22 protein-coding genes are annotated in these 21,746 nt (G+C 67.8%); 14 read left to right on the forward strand and 8 right to left on the reverse strand.

Going from position 1 to position 21,746, the window contains the following annotated elements; genetic code table 11:
• The 7 genes from ACE5C1_RS10785 to ACE5C1_RS10815 all read right to left on the reverse strand — a co-directional run.
• Nucleotides 1–1,202, reverse strand: a 1,202-nt coding sequence (locus ACE5C1_RS10785; protein WP_374944079.1) for an FHIPEP family type III secretion protein, incomplete at its 3' end; no start/stop codon positions are given.
• 1 nt (nt 1,203) lies between these two features.
• A complete protein-coding gene (locus tag ACE5C1_RS10790; RefSeq protein WP_374944080.1) occupies nt 1,204–2,019 on the reverse strand; it encodes a lytic transglycosylase domain-containing protein in 816 nt (271 codons plus the stop codon).
• A gap of 34 nt (nt 2,020–2,053) precedes the next feature.
• Nucleotides 2,054–2,380 (reverse strand): flagellar protein FlgN, encoded by a 327-nt coding sequence (locus ACE5C1_RS10795; protein WP_374944081.1) that lies wholly within the window; start codon nt 2,378–2,380, stop codon nt 2,054–2,056.
• Entirely contained in the window at nt 2,367–2,657 is a 291-nt protein-coding gene (locus ACE5C1_RS10800; RefSeq protein WP_374944082.1) for a flagellar biosynthesis anti-sigma factor FlgM, read from the reverse strand. The genes ACE5C1_RS10795 and ACE5C1_RS10800 overlap by 14 nt, the downstream gene beginning before the upstream one ends.
• Before the next feature lie 67 nt (nt 2,658–2,724).
• Entirely contained in the window at nt 2,725–3,228 is a 504-nt protein-coding gene (locus ACE5C1_RS10805; RefSeq protein ID WP_374944083.1) for a flagella basal body P-ring formation protein FlgA, read from the reverse strand.
• On the reverse strand, nt 3,225–3,719 hold the full coding sequence (locus tag ACE5C1_RS10810) for a flagellar motor protein MotB (protein ID WP_374944084.1): 495 nt from the start codon (nt 3,717–3,719) through the stop codon (nt 3,225–3,227). Before ACE5C1_RS10810 ends, ACE5C1_RS10805 begins: the two co-directional genes overlap by 4 nt.
• Nucleotides 3,716–4,357 (reverse strand): MotA/TolQ/ExbB proton channel family protein, encoded by a 642-nt coding sequence (locus tag ACE5C1_RS10815; RefSeq protein WP_374944085.1) that lies wholly within the window; start codon nt 4,355–4,357, stop codon nt 3,716–3,718. Before ACE5C1_RS10815 ends, ACE5C1_RS10810 begins: the two co-directional genes overlap by 4 nt.
• A 452-nt stretch (nt 4,358–4,809) precedes the next feature.
• Between ACE5C1_RS10815 and flgB the strand changes: the two genes are divergently transcribed.
• The 14 genes from flgB (at nt 4,810) to maiA (ending at nt 16,433) form a co-directional block, all read left to right on the forward strand.
• Entirely contained in the window at nt 4,810–5,154 is a 345-nt protein-coding gene (flgB, locus tag ACE5C1_RS10820; RefSeq protein WP_374944086.1) for a flagellar basal body rod protein FlgB, read from the forward strand.
• 1 nt (nt 5,155) lies between these two features.
• Nucleotides 5,156–5,563 (forward strand): flagellar basal body rod protein FlgC, encoded by a 408-nt coding sequence (gene flgC / locus ACE5C1_RS10825; protein WP_374944087.1) that lies wholly within the window; start codon nt 5,156–5,158, stop codon nt 5,561–5,563.
• A 2-nt stretch (nt 5,564–5,565) separates the two neighbouring features.
• Nucleotides 5,566–6,261 carry a flagellar hook assembly protein FlgD gene (locus ACE5C1_RS10830; RefSeq protein ID WP_374944088.1) on the forward strand — a complete coding sequence of 232 codons (696 nt, stop codon included), beginning with the start codon at nt 5,566–5,568 and terminating at the stop codon, nt 6,259–6,261.
• Nucleotides 6,262–6,294: 33 nt separating this feature from the next.
• A complete protein-coding gene (locus ACE5C1_RS10835; protein ID WP_374944089.1) occupies nt 6,295–7,563 on the forward strand; it encodes a flagellar hook protein FlgE in 1,269 nt (422 codons plus the stop codon).
• Nucleotides 7,564–7,613: 50 nt separating this feature from the next.
• On the forward strand, nt 7,614–8,366 hold the full coding sequence (locus ACE5C1_RS10840) for a flagellar basal body rod protein FlgF (RefSeq protein WP_374944090.1): 753 nt from the start codon (nt 7,614–7,616) through the stop codon (nt 8,364–8,366).
• A gap of 103 nt (nt 8,367–8,469) precedes the next feature.
• Nucleotides 8,470–9,258 carry a flagellar basal-body rod protein FlgG gene (gene flgG / locus ACE5C1_RS10845; RefSeq protein WP_374944091.1) on the forward strand — a complete coding sequence of 263 codons (789 nt, stop codon included), beginning with the start codon at nt 8,470–8,472 and terminating at the stop codon, nt 9,256–9,258.
• Entirely contained in the window at nt 9,255–9,920 is a 666-nt protein-coding gene (locus ACE5C1_RS10850) for a flagellar basal body L-ring protein FlgH (protein WP_374944092.1), read from the forward strand. The genes flgG and ACE5C1_RS10850 overlap by 4 nt, the downstream gene beginning before the upstream one ends.
• A 43-nt stretch (nt 9,921–9,963) precedes the next feature.
• Nucleotides 9,964–11,058: a flagellar basal body P-ring protein FlgI gene (locus ACE5C1_RS10855; protein ID WP_374944093.1), complete on the forward strand. Its 1,095-nt coding sequence runs from the start codon at nt 9,964–9,966 to the stop codon at nt 11,056–11,058.
• Nucleotides 11,055–11,411: a rod-binding protein gene (locus ACE5C1_RS10860; RefSeq protein WP_374944094.1), complete on the forward strand. Its 357-nt coding sequence runs from the start codon at nt 11,055–11,057 to the stop codon at nt 11,409–11,411. Before ACE5C1_RS10855 ends, ACE5C1_RS10860 begins: the two co-directional genes overlap by 4 nt.
• Nucleotides 11,412–11,413: 2 nt before the next feature.
• Nucleotides 11,414–12,766 carry a flagellar hook-associated protein FlgK gene (gene flgK / locus ACE5C1_RS10865; RefSeq protein ID WP_374944095.1) on the forward strand — a complete coding sequence of 451 codons (1,353 nt, stop codon included), beginning with the start codon at nt 11,414–11,416 and terminating at the stop codon, nt 12,764–12,766.
• Entirely contained in the window at nt 12,766–13,659 is an 894-nt protein-coding gene (locus ACE5C1_RS10870; protein ID WP_374944096.1) for a flagellar biosynthesis protein FlgL, read from the forward strand. Before flgK ends, ACE5C1_RS10870 begins: the two co-directional genes overlap by 1 nt.
• A gap of 250 nt (nt 13,660–13,909) precedes the next feature.
• Entirely contained in the window at nt 13,910–14,773 is an 864-nt protein-coding gene (gene motA, locus ACE5C1_RS10875) for a flagellar motor stator protein MotA (protein ID WP_374944097.1), read from the forward strand.
• A 1-nt stretch (nt 14,774) separates the two neighbouring features.
• On the forward strand, nt 14,775–15,677 hold the full coding sequence (locus tag ACE5C1_RS10880) for a flagellar motor protein MotB (protein WP_374944098.1): 903 nt from the start codon (nt 14,775–14,777) through the stop codon (nt 15,675–15,677).
• Between the two features lie 141 nt (nt 15,678–15,818).
• Complete coding sequence (maiA, locus tag ACE5C1_RS10885; RefSeq protein WP_374944099.1) at nt 15,819–16,433, forward strand: maleylacetoacetate isomerase; 615 nt, start codon at nt 15,819–15,821, stop codon at nt 16,431–16,433.
• A 90-nt stretch (nt 16,434–16,523) separates the two neighbouring features.
• On the opposite strand, the gene ACE5C1_RS10890 is transcribed toward maiA, so the two are convergent.
• A complete protein-coding gene (locus ACE5C1_RS10890; protein ID WP_374944100.1) occupies nt 16,524–21,275 on the reverse strand; it encodes a DUF3320 domain-containing protein in 4,752 nt (1,583 codons plus the stop codon).
• Nucleotides 21,276–21,746 lie beyond the last annotated feature (471 nt).

A 21,746-nucleotide genomic window follows, 5' to 3' on the forward strand; every position in this document is an offset into this window, starting at 1 on the left:
AAGGGCGCGAGGTTGATGTCGTCGCGCACGCGGCACTGCGGTACGACGAAGCCGAGTTCCTTGCTGAGCTGCCGCCTGACGCCGGTGATCCGGCCCATCAGCGGCGCGCCCTTGCGCTCGTCCGCGAGCGGCACGAGCCCGTAGCCGATGTCGAGGTTGACCTGCATCGCGTCGGTCACCTCGTCCCAGCCGATCCTCGAGGCGTCGACGGGTTCGACGATCTGTTCGACGACCGGCGGCGGGCGGCGCTCGATCTGGCGCAGCTTCCACGCGGCGAACCCGGCGATGCCCGCTGCGCTGAGGATCAGGACGTGCGGCATGCCCGGGAACAGGCCGAGCAGGGTCAGGATCGCCGCGACCGGAATCCAGGTCTTCGATGCGCCGAACTGGCCGCCGATCTGGCCGGCCAGATCCTTGTCGGAATTGACGCGGGTGACGATCGCCGCGGCGGCGATCGATAGCATCAGGCTGGGGAGCTGCGCGACGAGCGCGTCGCCGATCGCGAGCAGGATATAGGTCTTGGCGGCCTCGGCGATGGAGAGGCCGTGGCTGACGGGGCCGAGGATCAGGCCGCCGATGACGTTGGCGGCGAGGATCAGCACCGCGGCGATCGCGTCGCCCTTCACGAACTTGGACGAACCGTCCATCGATCCGTAGAAATCGGCCTCGGTCGACACCTCGACGCGCCGCGCCTTGGCCTCGTCGGGGGTGATGAGCCCGGCGTTGAGGTCGGCGTCGATCGCCATCTGCTTGCCGGGCAGCGCGTCCAGCGTGAACCGCGCCGACACTTCGGACACGCGCCCCGCGCCCTTGGTCACGACGATCAGGTTGATGATCATCAGGATCGCGAAGACGAAGATGCCGACGACGTAATCGCCGCCGATCAGGAAGGTCCCGAACGCCTCGATGACATGCCCCGCCGCCGCCTCGCCCTCATGCCCGTGGACCAGCACGATGCGCGTCGAGGCGACGTTGAGGCCGAGCCGGAACAGCGTGGCGAACAGCAGGACGGTCGGGAAAGCGGAGAAATCGAGCGGCTTCTGCGCGTTCAAGGCGACCATCAGCACCGCAAGGCTGATCGCGATATTGGCGACGAAGAAGATGTCGAGCATCGCCGCGGGGATCGGCACGACCATGACGAGCACGAGCAGCAGGATCGAGCCGGGCAGCACGGCTTGGCGCGCAGAGGCGAGGAACTTCATGTCAGAGCCCCGCCAGCATCATGTACGCAAGTCGGGCTGTGTTCGGTGTGGGGCGCAGCAGATCAACGGATTTGCGCTTGTCCAATTGGCCGATGGTAGAGCTCGCCCAAGACAAGGCGTCCTCCGCGCTCTCGCTTCCAGTCACCACCGTCGTGTCGCCGTTCAGCCCCAATACCCGCGTCGCGAAGTCGCGGTTGGCCGAGGCCGTCCCGGCCGCATCGCTTCCCGCCAGCTTGTCGGCAAAACGGTCGTAAATCTGGGTTAGCGATCTCGGCTGACCGTTCTTGGCGTAGAACACCCCCTTATTTGCGCTCGCCGCCTGCGGGAACAGCGCCGCACCGCTTGCATTCGGGCTCGCGGCCATCTTGGTCAGGAACTTCTTGGCCCCGCCGAGCCCCAGGAAATGCGCCATGTAGAGGTCGGTGCCGGTCGCATCGCGCCCCAACGTCGCCTGAAGCGCGTCCTTGTTGTCGGACGCATGCTCCGCCGCCATCAGCGATGCCGCGGCCGGATCGTTGCGCAGCGCGAGGATCGCCTGCCGCGTGCTCGCGTCCACCACCCGGTTGCCGGGCCCGATCGCATCCGCCGCCCAGCCTAGGCCATGCTCAGCGCCATGTTTCTTGACGACCGCAAGCCAGCTCGATTCGATGAACTGGTACAGCCCCGACGCACTCGACCGCGCCGCCTTGGCGTTGGCGCGCAGCCCGCTTTCGAGCTTCGCCTGTCCCAGCAGGTAATTGAAATCGACGCCCGTCCGCGAACTCGCGGCGACGATCGCCGACTGGACGCGGGCTGTGGAAATGGAGGAAATCGTCATGCTGAGCACGACTCAGCAAAAGACGTGCCAACCGTTAGGCGTACGCCCGCGCTACCCCACGCCCATAGCCCGCTCCGGCCCCGAACCCGGCATCGCCGGTCAGGGTTTGCAGGCGGCGGCGGACATTTGCCGCCATCAAGTTGACGTAGATGCGGCAGGTTTCGTTCAGCCGATTCGCCTCGTCGGCGAGCTCGCGCAGGTCGGCGCAAGCAGGCCCCGTGCCCAGCGCCGCGACCGCCTCGATGCACGCCAGCTTGTCCGCGGTGGCGCGCTCCAGTGCGACGACGTCGTTGGTCTTGAGCGCCGCGATCTCGGCCTGCAGCGCGTCGATCGTTCGGATCAGCGCGTCACGCCTGGTCATCGGCACTCATCCAGTCGTATTTCAGCGCGATCATCCGGTCGGCGATCGTCGCGGGCAGGATCGGGAAGTCGCCGCGCTCGATGGCGCGACGGACCAGTGCGACCCGGTCGACATCGACCGGCGGCTTGCTCGCGAGCGCCTTGGCGACGCCGCCGAGAGCGGTGGTGTCGCCGTCCGGCACCGCCATCCCAGCGACCTTCGGCACGGGCTGTGCCTGCACGACGCGAGTGACCTTCGTCTCGCTGGTAACCGGCCTTGCGCCTATCGATTCGACCATGTCCGCACCTTTCGGGTTTCGTGACATGAGCAGAAACGGCCGCTTGCGCGGCAGCTTTAGAACTTTTTTATTCGCTCCATCCGGGCAGCGTCGCGCGGCCGCTGGCGACCGCCACCGCCTGCACCGGTGCCTTGGCATCCGCGACCCGCACCAGGAAGCGTGCGCCCGGCGCCGCATCGGCCATGGCGATGCCTTCGCGCTGAATCGAAAAGCCGTCCGATCCCGCCTCGATCACGACGGGATCGCCGCGCCGCACGACGGGCTCGAGCTTGACCGGCGCGACATATGCCGCTCGCACCGGTGCTCCGGGCGCGGCCGACGCGCGCACGACCGGCACGAAGATGCGCCAGTCGGGGCCGGAGCAGGTGACGACCACCGCATCGTGCGCCTCGGTCCGCCACGACATCGCGACCGTCGGACATTGCGCCAGCCGCAGCCGCGCATCGACCGAGGTGCGCGCGCCGCCCTCGACACCGATCGGCCGCCCGGTGAACGACGCCACCGCGCGGTCGAGCCCGCCGATGTCCTGGAACGCCGGCGCTGCCGCCAGCAGCAGAAGGAATAGAATCATGGTTTCCTCTCACCCGCGAACGCGAGCGTCAGCGCCGCGGCGCGTCGGCCGGGAGCAATGGTGGTTGCAATCGTTAGCCGCCCCGCGGGCACGGCGCCCGCGAGCAGGCTTGCGACCGCACGCGCGCGATCGGCGGCGAGCACCGCGCCGCTACCGGTCGCCGGGTCGATATCGTCCGGGGTGCCGTCCACGGCACCGGTGATCGTCAGCATCACCCGCGGATCGCGCACCGCATCACGCGCCCATGCGACCAGCGCCAAGTCGCGTGGCAACGTCGCCGATCCTGCTGCGAATTCGGGCGTCGCTGTCGCGAGTACCGGCATCGCGGCAGCAGGCGTCTCGCCGAAACCTTCGCGCAAGCCCTTCGCCAGCGCCGCGCGATCGCCACTGACCTGGACGAGCAGCAGGAAGCCGACGAGCAGCAGCGCCAGATCGGCCAGCGTCACCACCCACAGCGCGCGCGGCGGGGCGATATCGGGAAAGTCGCTCACGCCGCGAGTCTCCGCGGCGTCTCGCGCGCGGCCAGCGCAGCCAGCGGCGAGACCAGCCGCGCGCGCTCGAACGCCTCGCACCGCGCCGCCGCGCGCAACCGGGCGGCGATCGGCATCGCGACCAGATTGGCGATCAACGCGCCATAAAGCGTCGCCAGCAGCGCCACCGCCATCGCCCCGCCGATCGCACCCGGATCGGTCATCGTCGCGAACATCGCCGCGAGCCCGATCAGCGTGCCGACCATTCCCATCGCCGGGGCCGCCTCCGCCGCCCCCGCCCAGACCTCGGCGGCGGCGAGATGCCGCTCGACCCTCGCGCGCCGATGATGGTCGAGCATCGCCGCGACCGCTTCGCCGCCCCGGCCGTCAATGATGTGCTCCACCGCAGCGCGGACGTCGGCGTCTGTGATCACCGCCTTGTCGAGCGCGACCACCCCCTGCCGCTGCGCCGTGCGCGCGAGCACCGCGACTTGCGCGACAAGCGTGTCGCCATCGAACCGTTTTCGCCCGAGTGTTCGCAAGGCGGCAAGCGCGCGGCCGACATCCGTTGCGGGCGCCCTGAGCAAGGTAACCAGCGCCGTGCCACCACCGACGATGGCGAAGGCGGTTGGGTCGAGGAAGTGGGCGAACGCGATCATGTCACGAGGACATGTGCAAGCAGTGGGCCAAGTCCGCCCCGAACGATGCAAACGCGAGACGTTGACACCGGTTGACGCGTGGACGTGAGCCGAAGGCCGCACTTTCACGGGCGGACAAGAGTGCGCCACGTGCCGAGCACGTTGACACTCGTTGACACGTGAAACCGGTCTGCGTTCCGAAGACGTTGACACCCGTTGACACGTACCTGCGTAACTAACGAGGCGCGTACCCCGATGTCGAGGGCTGGAGGCGAGGATGCGCATCATTCTTGATCCTGCGCACAGTCGCGACCTGTAGGACAGCCTGCAACGGCAAGACTGTCACTTGCCGCCCCCGGCAAATCCCTGCCGCCCGACAAGGCCACAACCCGCGTCCCGCAGTCGTTGCGCCATCTGGCACATCCCTTGCGAGGTTCCCGACGCGCAATCGAGCGCCCAAGGAGTTCACGGCGATGGCCGGCGACACGTTGTTCGGAGTTCACGGGGCGGCCCTGGCGGTGCGCTCGCAGCGCATGGGGGTGCTCGCCTCCAACATCGCCAACGCCTCGACCCCCGGGTTCAAGGCGCGCGACATCGACTTCCAGAGCGCACTCAAGTCGATGGAGCAGTCGGACGGCGCAGGCATGAGCGGCGCGATCAAATACCGCGTGCCGACCCAGACGTCGATGGACGGCAACACCGTCGAACTGAGCCAGGAACAGACCGCCTTCGCCGAGAACGCGGTCCAGTATCAGACGACGCTCTCCTTTCTCAACGGGCGGATCGGCCAGATCACCCGCGCGCTGAAGGGCGAATAGGATGGGACAGCCGCTCTCGATCTTCCAGGTGTCGGGCCGCGCGATGTCCGCGCAGCTCGTCCGCATGAACACCACCGCGTCGAACCTCGCCAACGCAGGCGTCGTCGCCGGCTCGGAAGCTGCCGCCTACCGCACGATGAAGCCGGTGTTCCGCACCACCTTCGACGCGGCCAGCGGCATGTCGACGGTCGACGTCGAGCGCGTCGTCACCGCGGGCGAGGCCCCCACCAAACGCTACGACCCGTCCAATCCGATGGCCGACAAGGACGGCAACGTCTTCGACGCCGCGGTCGACGAGACCCGCGAGCTGGTCGACATGATGGAGACCGCGCGCACCTATCAGAACAACGTTGAAGTCATGCAGACCGCCAAGTCGCTGATCATCGACACCCTCAAGCTGGGCCGCTGACCATGACCGTCTCCACCGCCGCCACCTCGTTCGACACCACGCTGTCCAATCTCGGCATCAAGCGCAATTCGACCTCGCCAACCGTCGCGGCCTCAGCTTCGACGACGCTCGGCCAGTCGGATTTCCTGAAATTGATGACCGCGCAGATGCAGAACCAGGACCCGTTCAACCCCGTCGACAACACCCAGATGGTCGCGCAGATGGCGCAATTCTCGTCGCTCGCCGGGATCAGCGAGATGTCGTCGACGCTGAAAGGCATCTCCGACAAGCTCGGCACCACCAGCGTGTCCGACGCCAGCAGCTACATCGGCCGTACCGTGCTGACCGCCGGCGACACCGCCTACGGCCGCACCACCGGCGGGCTGTCGGGCGCGGTCGAGCTGTCGGGCGCGGCGTCGGACGTCAAGGTGACGATCGAATCCGAGAGCGGCGCGGTGGTCAAGCAGATTTCACTCGGCGCCAGCCCCAAGGGAACCTCGACCTACGACTGGGACGGCCTGACCGCAGCGGGCGAGGACGCCGGCTCGGGGCCTTTCAAGATCACCGTCACCGCGCAGAACAACGGCGCCACGGTGCCCGCCACCGGCCTCGTCTGGGCGCCCGTCCAATCCGTATCGGTGCCGCCCGGCGGCTCGCCCGTCCTCAACGTCGCCGGCATCGGCACCGTCCAGGTCTCCGCTGTCCGCGAGATCGGCTGATCACCCCCTTTTTCTTCGTACAGGAGTAACCCCATGTCCTTCTACACCGCGCTTTCCGGCCTCCAGGCGTCGCAGACCGAGATGTCGACCATCTCGCACAACCTCGCCAACGTCTCGACAAACGGTTTCAAGAAGAGCCGCACCGAATTCGCCGACGTCATCTCGTCGTCGCTGTCGCTGTCGCCCACCCAGATGGTCGGATCGGGCACCGTCGTGAAGGCGAACCGCCAGCAGTTCGGCCAAGGCAACCTAATCCAGTCGTCGAACACCCTCGACCTCGCGATCTCGGGCGACGGCTTCTTCGCGGTCAAGACCGACCTGAATGCGCAGCAGGTGAACTTCACCCGCAACGGCGGCTTTCAGGTCGACAACGACCGCTACGTCGTCGATTCCACCGGCGGGCATCTGCAGGTGTATCCAGTCGACGGTTCGGGCGCGGTGGTGGCGACGGGGCTCGACTCGGCGGTGTCGCTTCGCCTGCCGCAGACCAGCGGTTTGGCGGTGCCTACGACTGCGACCGCGTTGACGCTCCAGCTCAACGCAAACACTCAGCCGACAACCGCCGATTTCGATCGGTTCGATCCGACGACGTATAGCCAGTCGATACAGAACACCGTCTACGACAGCAACGGCAATGCCCTGACGATGACGACCTATCTGGCGCGCGCGACGACGCCGACCACCGCCAACAGCAATACCAGCACCTGGAACGCCTACAGCTTCCTGGGCGACCAGCCGCTGAAAAGCGGCGGCAGCGACAAGGTCGCGCTGACCTTCGATTCGACCAACGCGCTCACCGCGCCTACCGCGACGACCACCTTCGATCCGGTGCTGACAACGACGTCCAAGACCGAGCAGCAGCTGTCGCTGATGATCGGCGCGAACACGACGCAATTGTCGGCACCCTTCAACGTCGTCGACAGGACCCAGAACGGCAAGGCGGTCGGTCAGCTCGAAGGCGTGACGGTCGGCGTCGACGGCCTCGTCAAGGCAAGCTTCTCGAACGGCGATACCAAGGCGCTCGGCCAAGTCATGCTCGCCAATTTCTCCAGCCCCGAAGGGTTGCGCCAGCAAGGCAACAGCTATTGGCAGGCATCGGGCGTGTCGGGCGATCCGGTGCTCGGGACGGCGGGATCGAACGGCTTCGGCAAGCTGATGAGCAGCACAATCGAACGCTCCAACGTCGACATCACCGAAGAGCTGGTCGGCCTGATCGCGGCGCAGCGCAATTTTCAGGCGAACGCCAAGGCCTTGGACACCGCCAGCCAGATTTCGCAGACGATCTTCAATATTCGCAGCTGACGCTGCGGGGCTTCAACATCCGCTCGTGATCGAGAGTTCGGAAGGCTTAGATGGACAAACTGGTCTACACCGCGGCGACCGGCCTGCGCGCGCACATGGCCGCGCAGGCCGCGATTGCCAACAACATGGCGAACGTGTCGACCATCGGCTTCCGCGCCGACCGCGTCGTCTTCGACCAGATTCAGCTGAAGGGCGGCGGCACCCAGCTGGAGGCGCGTTCGCCGACGTCGGAGGAAGTCACCGACGCCGATCGCACCGCGGGCGCGCTCCAGCAGACCGGCCGCGGTCTCGATGTCGCGCTGACCGGTGCGGACAGCTGGCTGGCGGTGCAGGCGTCGGACGGCACCGAAAGCTACACGCGCCGCGGCGATCTGGAAGTCGCGCCATCGGGCGTGCTCCAGACCGGCGACGGCTTTGTCGTCCAGGGCCAGTCGGGGCCGATCACCGTGCCCCCGCACGAATCGCTCTCGATCGCGAGCGACGGCACGGTGTCGATCGTGCCGCAGGGCGGCGATGCGAAAAACCCGCAGGTGCTCGACCGGCTGAAAGTCGTCAGCACCAAGGGCACCGACACGGTCAAGGGCCTCGACAACCTCCTGAAGGTCCGCGACGGCGGCACCCTGCCCGCCGACCTCGACGCCAAGGTCACCGCGGGCGCGCTCGAAGGATCGAACGTCAACATGACCCAGGCGCTGGTCGACATGATCGAGAATCAGCGGTCTTACGAAGTGCAGGCGAACATGATGAAGGAGGCGAAGTCGATGGACGAAAGCGCAGCCTCCCTCATGCGCCTGCCTTCATGAGGACCACCACCATTCCGTTCGCCCTGAGCGAAGTCGAAGGGCAGCCCTCCACAAGGTGCTTCGGCTGCGCTCAGCACGAACGGCATCCATCGGGAAAACAGATATGACTTCTGCAGCCATGCACATCGCGCGGACCGGGCTCGACGCTCAGGATACGCGCATGCGGGTGATCTCGAACAACCTCGCCAACGTCAACACGACGGGATTCAAGCGCGACCGCGCGGCGTTCGAGACGCTCGCCTACCAGACTGTCACCGCACCTGGCGCGCAGTCGACGAGCGAGACCAAATACGCGACCGGCCTCAATCTCGGCACTGGCGTGCGTATTCAGGGCACTGCGCGGATCGACACGCAGGGTTCCGCTAACCAGACGGGGAATGCGCTTGACCTGATGCTCGACGGCGACGGATACTTTCAGGTGCAGATGCCCGGCGGCACGCTCGGCTACACGCGGGCGGGCAATTTCTCGCGCTCGGCGGAGGGGCTGCTGGTCACCAGCGAAGGCTATCAGGTCCAGCCCGGAATTACCGTGCCCGAGGGCGCGACCCAGATCACGATCGGCAACGACGGCACCGTCTCCGCAACCGTCGCCGGCCAGACCGAGCCGACGCAGCTCGGGCAGATCCAGGTCGCAGCCTTCCCCAACGCAGCGGGGCTGCAGCCGGCGGGCGACAATTACCTGGTCGAGACCGCCGCGAGCGGCACCGCCAACCTTGGCGTCGCCGGTGCCGACGGACGCGCCAAGGTGCGCCAAGGGATGCTCGAGGCCAGCAACGTCAATGTCGTCGAGGAGCTCGTCGACATGATCGAGACCCAGCGCGCGTATGAGGTGAATTCCAAGATGATCTCCGCGACCGACGACATGCTCAAATACGTGAACCAGAACCTGTGAGGTACGCGGCTGTCATCGTCGTCGCACTCGTCGCGACCCCGGCGGGTGCAAGCCTGTTCAAGAAGAAACCGCCCGAGGACTTCTCGGTCGCCCGTGCGCCCGTCGCGCTGCCCGTGGCGGCGCCCGCGAACGGCGCGATCTTCCAGGTCTCGGACGGCTATTCGGCGCTGTACGAAGGCTGGCGCGCGCGGCGGGTCGGCGACCCGCTGACCATCGTCCTGGTCGAGCGCACCGCCGCGTCCAAATCGTCGAGCTCGAAGCTCGATTCGGCCGGCAACCTCAGCATCACCCCGCCGTCGACCGGCCCGCTCGCGCTGTTCAACAACACCGACGCAAGCATCAGCGGCAGGCGCGGCTTCAACGGCCAGGGCGCCGCCGACCAGTCCAATTCGCTGTCGGGCGAGGTCAGCGTGACGGTGGCGCAGGTCTTCCCCAACGGCACGATGCTGGTGCAGGGGCAGAAGCGGGTGACGCTCAACCGCGGCGACGAGTTCGTCCGCATCAAGGGGATCGTCCGCATCGCCGATATCTCCGCCGACAATCGCGTCCTCTCGACCCGCGTCGCGGACGCGCAGATCGCCTACACCGGCAAGGGCGACGTCGCGCGCGCCGGACGCCAGGGATGGCTCGGGCGCTTCTTCTCGGTGGTGAGCCCGTTCTGATGGTTAGCCCGGCCTTAACCATCGTCGTCGCAGGATGCCGGGCATGATCCGTACCGTTCTCGCCGCTCTTGCTGCACTTCTGATGGCGAGCCCCGCATCTGCCGATCGGATCAAGGATCTCGGCGGCTTCCAGGGCATCCGGTCGAACCAGCTGACCGGTTACGGCATCGTCGTCGGCTTGCCCGGCACCGGCGACGACAACCTCGAATACACCGTCCAATCGGTCAAGGCGGTCGCATCGCGCTTCGGCCTGCAACTGCCGCCGTCCGCCAATCCCGGCCTCAAGAACGCCGCCGTCGTGCTCATCACCGCCGAGCTGCCGCCGTTCGCCAAGCCCGGCCAGCGGCTCGACATCACCGTCGCGTCGATGGGCAAGGCCAAGTCGCTGCGCGGCGGCAGCCTGATCCTGACGCCTTTGCTCGGCGCCGACGGGCAGGTCTATGCCATGGCGCAGGGCAACCTCGCGGTCGGCGGGCTCGGCGCGGAAGGCGCCGACGGGTCCAGGATCGTCGTCAATGTGCCCTCGACCGGCCGCATCCCCGAAGGCGCCACCGTCGAGCGCGCGGTCGCCACCGGGTTCGATTCCGCCCCCGTCCTCACCTTCAACCTGGCGCGTGCCGACTTCACGACCGCACAGAATGTCGCGGGTGCGATCAACCGGACGCTCGGCGCAGGCAGCGCGCAGGCGATCGACGCCGTCTCCGTTGCAGTCCGCGCACCGCCCGGCGCGGACACTCGCGCGACGATCATGTCGACCATCGAGAACCTCGACGTCGTGTCCGCCGAACCCTCCGCCAAGGTCATCGTCAACGCGCGCACCGGTACCGTCGTGATCAATTCCGCGGTCCGCGTCGGCCCCGCTGCGGTCACCCACGGCAAGCTGACCGTCCGCATCGACGAGAGCCAGCGGATCAGCCAGCCCGCGCCACTGTCGAACGGCCAGACCGCGGTCGAGCAGCGATCGAACGTCCAGGTCGAGGAGGAGAAGAAGCCGATGTTCCTCATCGCCCCCGGCCCAAAGCTCGCCGACGTGGTCAAGGCGGTGAACGCGATCGGCGCATCGCCCGCCGACCTCGTTGCGATCCTCGAAGCGCTCAAGGAAGCGGGTGCGCTCAAGGCCGAGTTGATCATCCTGTGACCCCGGTTTCAGCCCCAGCCACCGTCGGTGCCGTCACCGCGGACACCAGCCGCCTCGCCGGCAAGAACAATCTGGCCAAGGCCGGGCAGCAGTTCGAATCGGTCTTCACCGGCATGATGCTGAAGTCGATGCGCGCAACCCATCTCGCCGACCCCCTGTTCGACTCGAAAGCGCTCGACACGTTCCGCGACATGCAGGACCAGCTGACCGTCAAGGCGATGGCCGAGCACACCCCGCTCGGCATCGGCAAGGCCCTTGTAAAGTTTCTTGGGACAGACTTCCTCTCGCGCGACGCGGAGAGCGACCCCGCCCCACCGCAACCCGATCTTAACGATCCGGCGCCTACGCCCTAGCGATGAGCGATCTCCTTGCGATCGGCGCTTCGGGCGTCCGGGCCTATCAGGGCGCGCTGACGACGACGTCGGAGAACATCGCCAATGCCGGTGTCGAGGGCTATGCCAAGCGCTCCGCCCGCCTCGCCGAAGTCGGCGCCGCCTCGGGCAGTTACCGCTCCGGCGCCGTCAATGCCGGCATGGGCGTCACGATCACGGGCATCGCGCGCTCCGCCGACGCCTACAAGACCGCCGCGGTCCGCACCGCGGGCACCGATCTCGCGCGCACCGAATCGGCTTCGGCGTGGCTCGGACGTATCCAGGGCGCGCTCACCGGCAACCAGCTGACCGCCCGCGTCACCGGCTTCTTCACCGCCGCCAGCACGCTGGCCGCCGATCCGACGTCGAGCGCGGCGCGCACCGCGTTGCTCGAATCGGCGACAACCGCCGCAGGCGCCTTCTCCGCCACCGGCCGCGCGCTCGACCAGGTCGCCGCCGATCTCGATTCGACCGCCGACCAGGGCACCGCCGCGCTCAACCGCTTCGGCGCCGCGCTCGCCAAGGTCAACGACGGCTTGGCGCGCACCGCTCCCGATTCGGCGGCCGCGGCAAGCCTTGCCGATCAGCGCGACCAGCTGCTCGAACAGATGTCGACCCTCGTCGACGTCACCGTCACCACCGACTCGATCGGTCGTGCGACGGTGAAGCTCGGCGATGCTTCGGGTGCGGTGTTCGTGTCGGGCACCAGCGCGGGTGCGGTGACCTATGCGCGCGACGCCGACAAAGTGACGTTGGCGATGTTCCGCGATGGCGTTTCGGGGGCCGTCTTGCCCAACGGCGGCGCGCTCGGCGGCATTGTCGACGGCGCGAAGCAGGTGGCGGACGCGCGCGCCGCCCTCAACACGATCGCGGGCGCGTTCACGACCGACGTCAACGCGTTCCAGGCGCGTGGGCAAACGCTCGGCGGCGGCGCCCCTCCGCCGAAGATGTTCGACATTGCTCCGGCATCGGTGCCGACCGAGTTCAAACTGTCGCTCACCAACCCCGACGATATCGCTGCCGCGAGCGTCGGCGGGGGCCCGCGCGACGGATCGAACCTCGCGACCCTTCAGGCAAGCCGCGCCGCGTCCGGGGTCGAGGGGCGCACGACGACGCTGGTCGCCAACAACGCCGCCGCGATCGAGCAGCGCAAATTGGTCGCCGACGCGCAGAGTGCGATTCGCGACGGTGCGGTGTCCGCGCGCGATTCGGTCTCCGGGGTCAACCTCGATACCGAAGCGGTCGACCTGCTGCGTTTCCAGCAGGCGTATCAGGCGTCGTCCAAGGTGATCCAGGTCGCGCGCGACATCTTTCAGACGATCATCGGGATCAACTGATGACCATCTCGACCAGCAGCTTTTACGATCGTTCCGCCAGTGCGATGGCGGCGATCGCCGCGCGTGCCGACCGGGTGTCGACCCAGATTTCCTCGCGGCAGAAACTGCTCGCCCCCTCCGACGACAGCGTCGCCTATCAGCGGCTTCAGGGTCTCGCCCGCGCCGGCGCCGACGACAAGGCGTATGGCGGCAACCTCGCGGTCGCCGCCTCGGTGCTCGCGCAGAGCGACTCGACGCTCACCGCGATCACCAACCAGCTCCAGCAGGCGACCGAACTCGCCACCCGCGCCGCCAACGGTACGCTGACCGCGGTCGACCGCAAAACGATCGGCGACCAGTTGGCGGGTATCGTCGAGCAGCTCGCAGGCCTCGCCAACACCGTCGACGCACGCGGCGAACCCTTGTTCGGCGGCGCCGACGGCGGCGCGGGCGCGGTCAAGCAAGCCGACGGCAGCTACAAGCTCGCCGACAAACCCGTCTCCACCGTCCCCGTCGGCGACGGCCAGAGCGTCCAGGCCAACGAGACCGCCGCGCGCATCTTCGCGACCGGAAGCGGCGACGCGCTCGCGGTCATCGCCCAGCTCGCCGCCGCGCTCCAGGCGGGCGACGCGACGACCGACGCCGCCAATGCCGCGATCGACGGCCTCGTCGGCGCGACCGACACCGTCGCCAACATCCAGGGCTCGATCGGCGCCCGCGCCGCCCGCGTCGACCTGATGATGACCGACCTGAAAACCGTCGCGGTCGACCGCGAGGCGAGCGAAGCGGCGATCGACGGCTACGACGACACCGCCGCGATCGTGGAACTCCAGAAGACGATGACGATCCTGTCGGCGACGCAGGCGAGCTTCGGCAAATTGTCGCAACTGTCGCTGTTCGATTATCTGCGCTGATCGTAGCGTCCGTGCCGACGCCGGCACCCGATACCGCTCGTGCCGAGCGAAGTCGAAGCACATCGCCAAGAGCCATGCCCTTCGACTTCGCTCAGGGCGAACGGAGTTGCGGAGCGACCCGGCAAAACCTTGCCGCCCCTTCCGCCAAAATTTGCCGCCCGCCCCAACATCGGTAACGGCTTGGCTACCTTATCCCCTTACCTAGAACCGGTGCCGCTTCTGTGTGGCCGCGTGTTCCCGGGGTAGTTGCATGTTTCCCATCATCGGCATCGTCGTCCTCTTCGTCATGGTGTTCGGTGGATTTGCGATCACCGGCGGCGCGCTCGGCCCGGTGCTGGAGGCGATCCCGCACGAGATGCTCATCATCGGCGGCGCCGCCGCAGGCGCGCTGATCATCGGCAATTCGGGCAAGGAACTGAAAGCCGTCGGCGGCGGGCTGGCGAAAGTGTTCAAGGGGCCGCGGTGGAAGAAGCAGGATTTCCTCGACGTCATCTTCCTCGTCAGCAAGCTGATGAAGATGTTGCGCACCGACGGCCCCATCGCGCTGGAGCCGCATGTCGAGGACCCCAAGTCCTCCGCGGTGTTCGCCGAATACCCGCGGCTGCTCGCCGATCCGACGCTGGTCGCGCTGATCGCCGACACTTTGCGCCTGGTCGTCGTGTCGTCGGGCACGCTCGATGTCCACGCGGTCGAGGAGGTGATGGATAACGCGATTCGGACCCATCACCACGAGGTGGAAGGGCCGCACACCACGCTGAACGGCCTGGGCGACGCGCTCCCCGCGCTGGGCATCGTCGCCGCGGTGCTCGGCGTGGTCAAGACGATGGGCTCGATCGACAAGCCGCCGTCGATCCTGGGTGCGATGATCGGGTCGGCGCTGGTCGGCACCTTCATGGGGGTGCTGCTCGCCTATGGTCTGGTCGCGCCACTCGCCAGCCGCCTCAAGCAGATCATCGACGCCGACGGCGCGATCTACCATGTCGTCAAGCAGATCATCATCGCCTCGCTCCACGGCCACCCGCAGCCACTGGTGATCGAGGCCGCGCGCTCGGGGATCAAGCACAGCAACCAGCCGGGCTTCGCCGAGGTCTTCGACGGCCTGCGCGGACGCTGACATGGCCGCGCGCGCTCCCCACGGCAGCAACCAGCCGCCCAAGATCATCATCGTCAAGAAAATCGTCGACGGCGGCCACGGCGCGCATCACGGCGGCGCGTGGAAGGTCGCCTATGCCGATTTCGTCACCGCGATGATGGCGTTCTTCCTGCTGCTGTGGATCCTCGGCGCGACGACCGAGAAGCAGCGCAAGTCGATCGCCGACTATTTCGCGCCGACGATGATCACCAAGCGGGTCGGCGGCGCCGGCGGCAACGGCCTGTTCGGCGGCGAATCGATCATCGACCGCGACAATTACCCGCACAAGGCCGCGCAGACCGGCACCAAGTCGCTGACCATCCCCGCGGGCGCGGAAGGCGGCAAGGACGTCGGCTCGGGCGAGAAGGGATCATTGAAGGAACGCACCGCTGCCGAGGATCGCAAGAACTTCATCAAGACCAAGGAAGAAATCGCCCGCGCGATGATGAAGGGCGGCCCGCTGGCCAAGCTCGCCAGCCACGTCCGTTTCATCCCGACTTCGGAAGGACTGCGGATCGACCTGGTCGACGATGCCGATTATTCGATGTTCGCGCTCGGCACGACGATGCTCGACGGCAAGGCGTCCGAGCTGATCGGGCTGATCGCCGCGTCGATCGCGGGCACCGACAACCAGATCATGATCCGCGGCCACACCGACAGCCTGCCCTACGGCGATCCGCGCGCGATGAACAACTGGATGCTGTCGTCGGGGCGGTCCGAAGCGACGCGGCGGCGGCTCGCGCTCGGCGGCATCCCCGAGCGCCGCTTCGCGCGGATCGAAGGCGTCGCCGACCGCGAACCGATGATCGCCGACCATCCATCGGACCCGCGCAATCGCCGGGTCGCGATCACCTTGCTGTACCGCCAGACGATGTTGCGGAAGTAGCGCCCTCGCCTGTTCGGCCGAAGCGCGAAGGGTTCGAGCCGACACGCGTGTCGCCAATGCGGCCGTCCTGCCCTATCTACCCGAGACCGCAAACGGCCATTTCAGCGACAGGCATTTCAGCGACAAGGAAGCGAGCTCCGCATGATTCTTCACGATTTCCCGCTGTCCTCCGCCAGCTACCGAGTCCGCATCGTCCTCAACCTGAAAGGGCTGGCCTACGAGAAGCGCAACTACGCCCTGCGCGCGGGCGAGCAGCGCGCGCCGGCCTATCTCGACGTCAACCCGGCCGGGCTCGTCCCCGCGCTGGAGACCGACGGCCTGCGGCTCGGGCAGAGTCTCGCGATCATCGACTATCTCGATGCGGTCCACCCCGAACCGCGCATGATCCCCGCCGATCCGGTGGCGCGCGCGCGGGCGATGGAGATGGCCTTGACCATCGCGTGCGACATCCACCCGATCAACAATCTGCGCATCCTGCAATATCTCGAACACGACATGGCGCAGGACAAGCCGGCGGTCGACGGCTGGTATCGGCACTGGGTGGAACAGGGTTTCGCGACGTTGGAGCGGTTGCTGCCCGACACGCCGTTCGCCGGTGGCGATGCGCCGAACATCGTCGACGCCTGCCTGGTGCCGCAGATGTACAACGCGCGGCGCTTCAAGGTCGACCTCACGCCTTTTCCGCGAGTGACGGATATGGCCGACCGGGCCGGCGCGCTGGCGGCCTTTGCCGCAGCCGCACCGCCCAAGGTTTAGCGGCAGGGATGCTCCGGCCGATGATCGCGGCATTGGCGCACGCCGGAACCCAGGGAATCGCGCGCGGCAAGCCAGCCGCCGGTTTCTGCATCAGCCAAGTCCTTCACCGATCCGGGCCTGTAACTCTGCCCCGACCCGGCGAAAGCCAAGGAGGCGGGCAGCGGCTCGGACGAGGTCGCCGTCGCCGCCGCCGGGATTGTCCTCGCGCGCCAGCCTGACCGCCGCCCGGATCTCGGCCAGCGAGATCGTTTCCGCTTTCGCGGTCGCGCCGCTTTCCGCCGACCGGTCGCGCACCGGCGGCTCGGCAGCCTGACCCGCCGTGCACCAGAAGTCCTCCCCATCGCTCTGTATCTCGGGATTGCTCCGTCTGGCCGCGACCAGCGCCTGATGCGTGGCCGCAAGCACACGCCGGCCGGTTCTTTTCTTGCCGAAGGCTGCGGCGATCCGGCACGCGACCTCGTCGATGTGGATCGGCCCCTCGACCGTCACCACCTCGCGGACCAGAGGAACGAGCAGGTGCATCGGTGCCTCATGCGGATCGATCCCGACCCCCGCCTGCGGTTGCGCGCGGACGTACGCGGGCATCGTTCGTCCCGCGATCCCGGGCAGTTCGATCGGTTCGGATCGCGGGACTTGCTCGGGCTCGATGACGCCCCCGTCCGCTCCGCCGGCGTCCGCTCCAGCGGCGTTCGCACCGCCGGCGACGTGTTCGCCCTGTTCCGCCGTCCGCGCCGCATCGAGCGCGGCGCGCAGCCGCTCCATTTGCCTGCGCCGATCGTAGAACCAGTCGGTGCTCCAGATGCGGTGGAAGCGCCATCCGAGATGTTCCAGCACGTCCTGGCGCAACCGGTCACGTTCCCTTGCCCACAACGCCGAATGATAGGTCGCGCCGTCGCACTCGACAGCCAGCAGGTAGCTGCCGGGCCGGTCGGGGTGGCGCACGCCGATGTCGATGCGGAACCCCGCGGAGCCCACCTGCGGATCGGCGAGGTAGCCGAAACTGCGGATCACCTCGGCAACGTCCTCCTCGAACGGCGTGTCCGCTTGGTGCCCCGTCGCGACCGGTTGCTCGACCACGCCCGATTTCGCATAGGCCAGGAACCGCTTTAGAATTCTCGGGCCCGGCTGACTGGCCCGACTCACGTCCAGCTGCCCGGGATCGAAGGACGCGAACACCTCGCACCGCAGACGCGCGCGCGTGAAGAGGACGTTGACGCGGCGCTCCCCGCCCTCGCCGTTCACCGGTCCGAAGCTCGCGCCGAGCATCGCGCCTCCCGGCTGCGTCGGGCCGTAGCAGACGGTAATGAGGATGACGTCGCGCTCGTCGCCCTGCACGTTCTCGATGTTCTTGACGAACACGTCCTCCGCGCGGCCCTCACGCAGGAAGGCGTCCAACGCCGTGTCTTCGCGCCGGGCGAGCTCCAGCAACTCCGTGACCGTGTTCTTCTGCGCATGGCTGAAGGTCACGATGCCGAGCGACAGGTCGGGGGTCCTGCGCGCGTGCTCGGCCACGCGCTTGACGAGCGCTTCGCCTTCCCGGCGATTGTCGCGCCGCCCGCCGCGATCGTAGACCCCCTCGACCTGCGTGAAGATCAGCCCGTAGGCCGGGTCCTTCTCCAGCGGCGATGGCGGTAGCACCAGCGCGCTGTCGTAGAACTCGGCGTTGGACACGTGCATCAGCGAAGGGTCGCGCGAGCGGTAGTGCCACTGCAGCATGCGGCCTGGCAGGCCCCGCGCCTCGCACAGCGTCAGGATGCTTTCGGACGCACCCAGCGCCGCTGCATTCCCGAGCAGATCCTCGGCCGGCTCGCCTGCGGCCTCCTCGTCCATGGCATCCGTCTCGCCTTCGCCATCGGCGAGGAGCCGGTCGAAGAAGGAGGACGGCGGCAGCTGCTTCTTGTCGCCGACCACGACGATCTGCCGCGATCGCGCGATCGCCCCCAGCGCGTCCTCGGGCCGCACCTGGCTGGCCTCGTCGATGACCAGCAGATCGAACGTCACGACGCCCGGGGTCAGGAACTGCGCCACCGAGATCGGGCTCATGAGCAGCACCGGCTTGATCCGCTGGATGGCGGCCGGCGCGGCGAGAAACAGCTTGCGCAGCGCCATGTGCTGCTGCTTCTTGCCGATCTCGCCCCTCAGCACCTTCATTTCGCCCTGTGCGCCCTGGGGCAACTGCGCGAGGTGATGCGCGAGAATGGAGACGACGTTCTCCTTCAAGCGGGCGCGTTCCAGACGCGTGAAATCGTCGACAAGCGCGTGCCGGTCGAGCGTCGCCACGTCCTTGAGCGCCGGGTTCGTCGCCAGCGCGGCGTTCCACAGCTGCTCCGCGCGCGCGAACTTCAGCTCGATCGCGGCAGCACTCGCGTCGAGATCGCCCGAGGCGATGCGCTCGGCCAGCGTGCCCAGTCCGGAACCTTCGAGCGCGTCGCGGGCCTGGCAGAGCGCCGCCCACTCGCCATAACGATCGATCGCGTCCGCCATTCGGGCAAAGATCACGGAGACCGTCGCCAGGTCGGTTTCGACGTGACTTGCGCCAAAGCGCCGCTCGTCGAGCGCCAGCACCTTCACCGCCGCCGCCACGCGGTCGCGTACGTCCGGGAGCGCCATGTCCAACGCCGCCGACCAGCGCGCGCGCGACGGACCGTCGCTGGCAATCGCGATCAGCCGATCGGGGGCAACATCGAGCTCTCCGCCCGCGGCGGCCTCGTACCAGCGCGCGACGCGAGCGATCCGCGCGAAGTCGGTGCGCTCGCCACGCCAGTCGCCGTCGAGGGTGGAGGCCAGCCAGGCCTCGTCGACACCCCAGTCGCGGCGCAGCGCCTGTACCCCGCCCAACCGGTCGGCGAATGCGAGCCGGTCGGCGGCGCTCTTGGGCAGCGGGCCACGAAGCAGGCCGGCGAGCGCGCGCGAGGCACCGCGGTAGGCACCGCCCCACCGGGCGAAGAACGAAGCGGTGCCGCCGACCAGCGGTTCGCGCAACATCGACAGATCGGCCGCGAACGCCTCGTCGACGAAATGGGCGCCGGCGTCGTCGCGTGCGGACCGCCATGCAGCAGCCGCGCCCACCCCCTCCCGCAGTCTTGGCAGGTCGCAGAGGGCGATCAGGCGCCGGGCAAGCGCGCCATCCGCCGGATCGAACCCCTTCACGCGCTCCAGCAGGTCGCGGACGATCGCGACCGCCGCCATCGAACGTGCGCCGTCCAGCCCGGCCGCGGACATCGGCTCGTCCAGCGTCGACCGCAGCTCGGTCGCTTTCGACGCGGTTACGGCAAGGTCCCGGCCCAGCCGCGTCACGGCAACCGGCTGGAGACCCGTTGCGCGGACGCCGTCGAACGGGTGCTGCGCCTGGGGACCGGCCCCGGCGACCAGCGCGCCGTACCGCGCGATCGACTCGCAGGCGGCTGCCTCCTTCTCCCGCGACATCGCCGCCACGGCACCGGCCTCGAGTGTGGGCATCGGCGCGCCCATGCCCAGATATCGCGCCTGCCTGCCGAGAACGCTGAACGGCGTCTCGCCGCTGCGGCCGATCGGCGCGTGCAGCGCTTCGGCAAGATCGTTCAGGCGGTCGCGGGCGCCGCGGAGCGCATCGGGTGGGAGCGGTACCGCGGGCACCGACTGCCCGGCGGTCAGCGTCCGCGCGAGCTCCAGCAGCACCGCCTTCTTGTTGGCGGTCTTGGAATGCAGCTCCAGGATCAGGTCGCGCAGGCCGACCTTGACCAGCCTGTCATGCACGACCGACAGCGCCGCCATCTTCTCCGCGACGAAGAGCACGCGCTTGCCTTCCTTGGCGGCGGCAGCGACGATGTTGGTGATCGTCTGGCTCTTGCCGGTACCCGGAGGCCCCTGCACCACCAGGTTGCGTCCGGCGCGCACCTCCTCGATCACCTTGGCCTGGCTGGCATCGGCGTCGACGACGTGGAACAGCCGCTCGGGCGGAAGGACGGCATCCAGCCGGTCCTCCGGCCCGAACAGCGGCGCCTCATGCGCAAATCCCTCGTGCAGCAGGCCCTGGGTGAGTTCGTGCGTTTCCAGCGCATTCTCCGGCCAGGCGTCGAGCGCCAGGTCCCGGTACATCAGCAACTTGGAGAAGGAGAAGAAGCCGAGTTGGATGGCGTCGCGATCCACTTTCCAACCTCGCCGTTCGGCGACGATGGCCTCGACCCGGGCATGATAGTCGCGCGGCCTCCAGCCGTCCTCGTCCGCGTCCAGTTCGGGCAGCCGAATAGCGAAATCGTCCTGCCATCGCTGCTGGAGCGGCAGGTTCGTCATCATGTCTTCGGGGCGGACCCTGAGATCGTAGGTGGAGCGGCGCTGGTCCCGCACGAGCTCGACCGGCAGGAGGACTAGCGGCGCCTCGCGCGCGACACCGGAATCCTTGTCCTCGAACCAAGTGGCGAAACCCAGTGCGAGGTACAGGATGTTGATCCCCTGCTCCTCCTCGGCGGTCTTCGCCTCGCGCGCGATCTTGAGCAGCTTCTTGGCGAGGGCATCGGGCCCAAGCCGCGTTTCGAGCTGATTGTCGGTGTAGCGGTGTTCCGCGACGACGCCGTCCGCCGCGTCGGCAAGCACGATCTCGCCCTCCGTGTGCGTATCCGTCCCCAGAGCACGAAAGCGCATCGACCGGTTGCCGCACAGCAATGCGTAGACATCGTCCGATCGCTCGTTGACGATGTTCAGGACGTTCCCACGGGCGTTTGCCCGATTTACATGGACGAGCCGATTGCGTGTACCCGTCTCGACAAGGCGCTTGCGGGTGTCGTCGAACAGCCGCTGGATCGCGCGGCCGCGCGCGGTCCCGGATTCGATCGGCACAAGGGGCTCGGGGGCGAAGTCGGTCATCTGCATTTCGGACTGAGGATGGGTGGCGGCTCACCGGAGCCGACGTCCGCACTCGCAGCCGCCGCGATCAGGCTCGGCAACTATCCTGCGCGAACGCAGCCCCGCGCTCAACCCCATTCGCAGCGCACCGGCCGCCCGGAGAGCTTCCCGTAACAGGCGGTTATTTCCGAACGGTGCAATGCATCTTGTGGAAGGTCCGTCCGGGCACCTGCATTCGGCATTTCCGAAACGGATCGGCGTTCGGTGCCATCCGATGGCGCGTCGCATCACGCGCGCCATTGGGGCACTGCCGCGGCGCAGTGCGCAGCGGTACAGGCTGCGTGGCTCGGGGCGGAAGCGACGATTGCGGGGATCGACCCGCGCATTCGCGCCAGCGCAGCCCGCAGCCCGCAGTGCCTGCTCCCCGAAGTAAGCGGCGAGCGGATCGTGCGTGGCGGGCAGCAGATCGAGCCCGGCATACAGCGATGGCCA

Source organism: Sphingomonas sp. (assembly GCF_964263785.1).
Lineage (GTDB): Bacteria > Pseudomonadota > Alphaproteobacteria > Sphingomonadales > Sphingomonadaceae > Sphingomonas.

Bases quoted from the DNA above. Each gene is read 5' to 3' on its own strand.
- ACE5C1_RS10790 (WP_374944080.1), bottom strand. From the start codon at position 2,019: ATGACGATTTCCTCCATTTCCACAGCCCGCGTCCAGTCGGCGATCGTC.
- ACE5C1_RS10795 (WP_374944081.1), bottom strand. From the start codon at position 2,380: ATGACCAGGCGTGACGCGCTGATCCGAACGATCGACGCGCTGCAGGCC.
- ACE5C1_RS10800 (WP_374944082.1), bottom strand. From the start codon at position 2,657: ATGGTCGAATCGATAGGCGCAAGGCCGGTTACCAGCGAGACGAAGGTC.
- ACE5C1_RS10805 (WP_374944083.1), bottom strand. From the start codon at position 3,228: ATGATTCTATTCCTTCTGCTGCTGGCGGCAGCGCCGGCGTTCCAGGAC.
- ACE5C1_RS10815 (WP_374944085.1), bottom strand. From the start codon at position 4,357: ATGATCGCGTTCGCCCACTTCCTCGACCCAACCGCCTTCGCCATCGTC.
- flgB (WP_374944086.1), top strand. From the start codon at position 4,810: ATGGCCGGCGACACGTTGTTCGGAGTTCACGGGGCGGCCCTGGCGGTG.
- flgC (WP_374944087.1), top strand. From the start codon at position 5,156: ATGGGACAGCCGCTCTCGATCTTCCAGGTGTCGGGCCGCGCGATGTCC.
- ACE5C1_RS10830 (WP_374944088.1), top strand. From the start codon at position 5,566: ATGACCGTCTCCACCGCCGCCACCTCGTTCGACACCACGCTGTCCAAT.
- ACE5C1_RS10835 (WP_374944089.1), top strand. From the start codon at position 6,295: ATGTCCTTCTACACCGCGCTTTCCGGCCTCCAGGCGTCGCAGACCGAG.
- ACE5C1_RS10840 (WP_374944090.1), top strand. From the start codon at position 7,614: ATGGACAAACTGGTCTACACCGCGGCGACCGGCCTGCGCGCGCACATG.
- flgG (WP_374944091.1), top strand. From the start codon at position 8,470: ATGACTTCTGCAGCCATGCACATCGCGCGGACCGGGCTCGACGCTCAG.
- ACE5C1_RS10855 (WP_374944093.1), top strand. From the start codon at position 9,964: ATGATCCGTACCGTTCTCGCCGCTCTTGCTGCACTTCTGATGGCGAGC.
- flgK (WP_374944095.1), top strand. From the start codon at position 11,414: ATGAGCGATCTCCTTGCGATCGGCGCTTCGGGCGTCCGGGCCTATCAG.
- ACE5C1_RS10870 (WP_374944096.1), top strand. From the start codon at position 12,766: ATGACCATCTCGACCAGCAGCTTTTACGATCGTTCCGCCAGTGCGATG.
- motA (WP_374944097.1), top strand. From the start codon at position 13,910: ATGTTTCCCATCATCGGCATCGTCGTCCTCTTCGTCATGGTGTTCGGT.
- ACE5C1_RS10880 (WP_374944098.1), top strand. From the start codon at position 14,775: ATGGCCGCGCGCGCTCCCCACGGCAGCAACCAGCCGCCCAAGATCATC.
- maiA (WP_374944099.1), top strand. From the start codon at position 15,819: ATGATTCTTCACGATTTCCCGCTGTCCTCCGCCAGCTACCGAGTCCGC.
- ACE5C1_RS10890 (WP_374944100.1), bottom strand. From the start codon at position 21,275: ATGACCGACTTCGCCCCCGAGCCCCTTGTGCCGATCGAATCCGGGACC.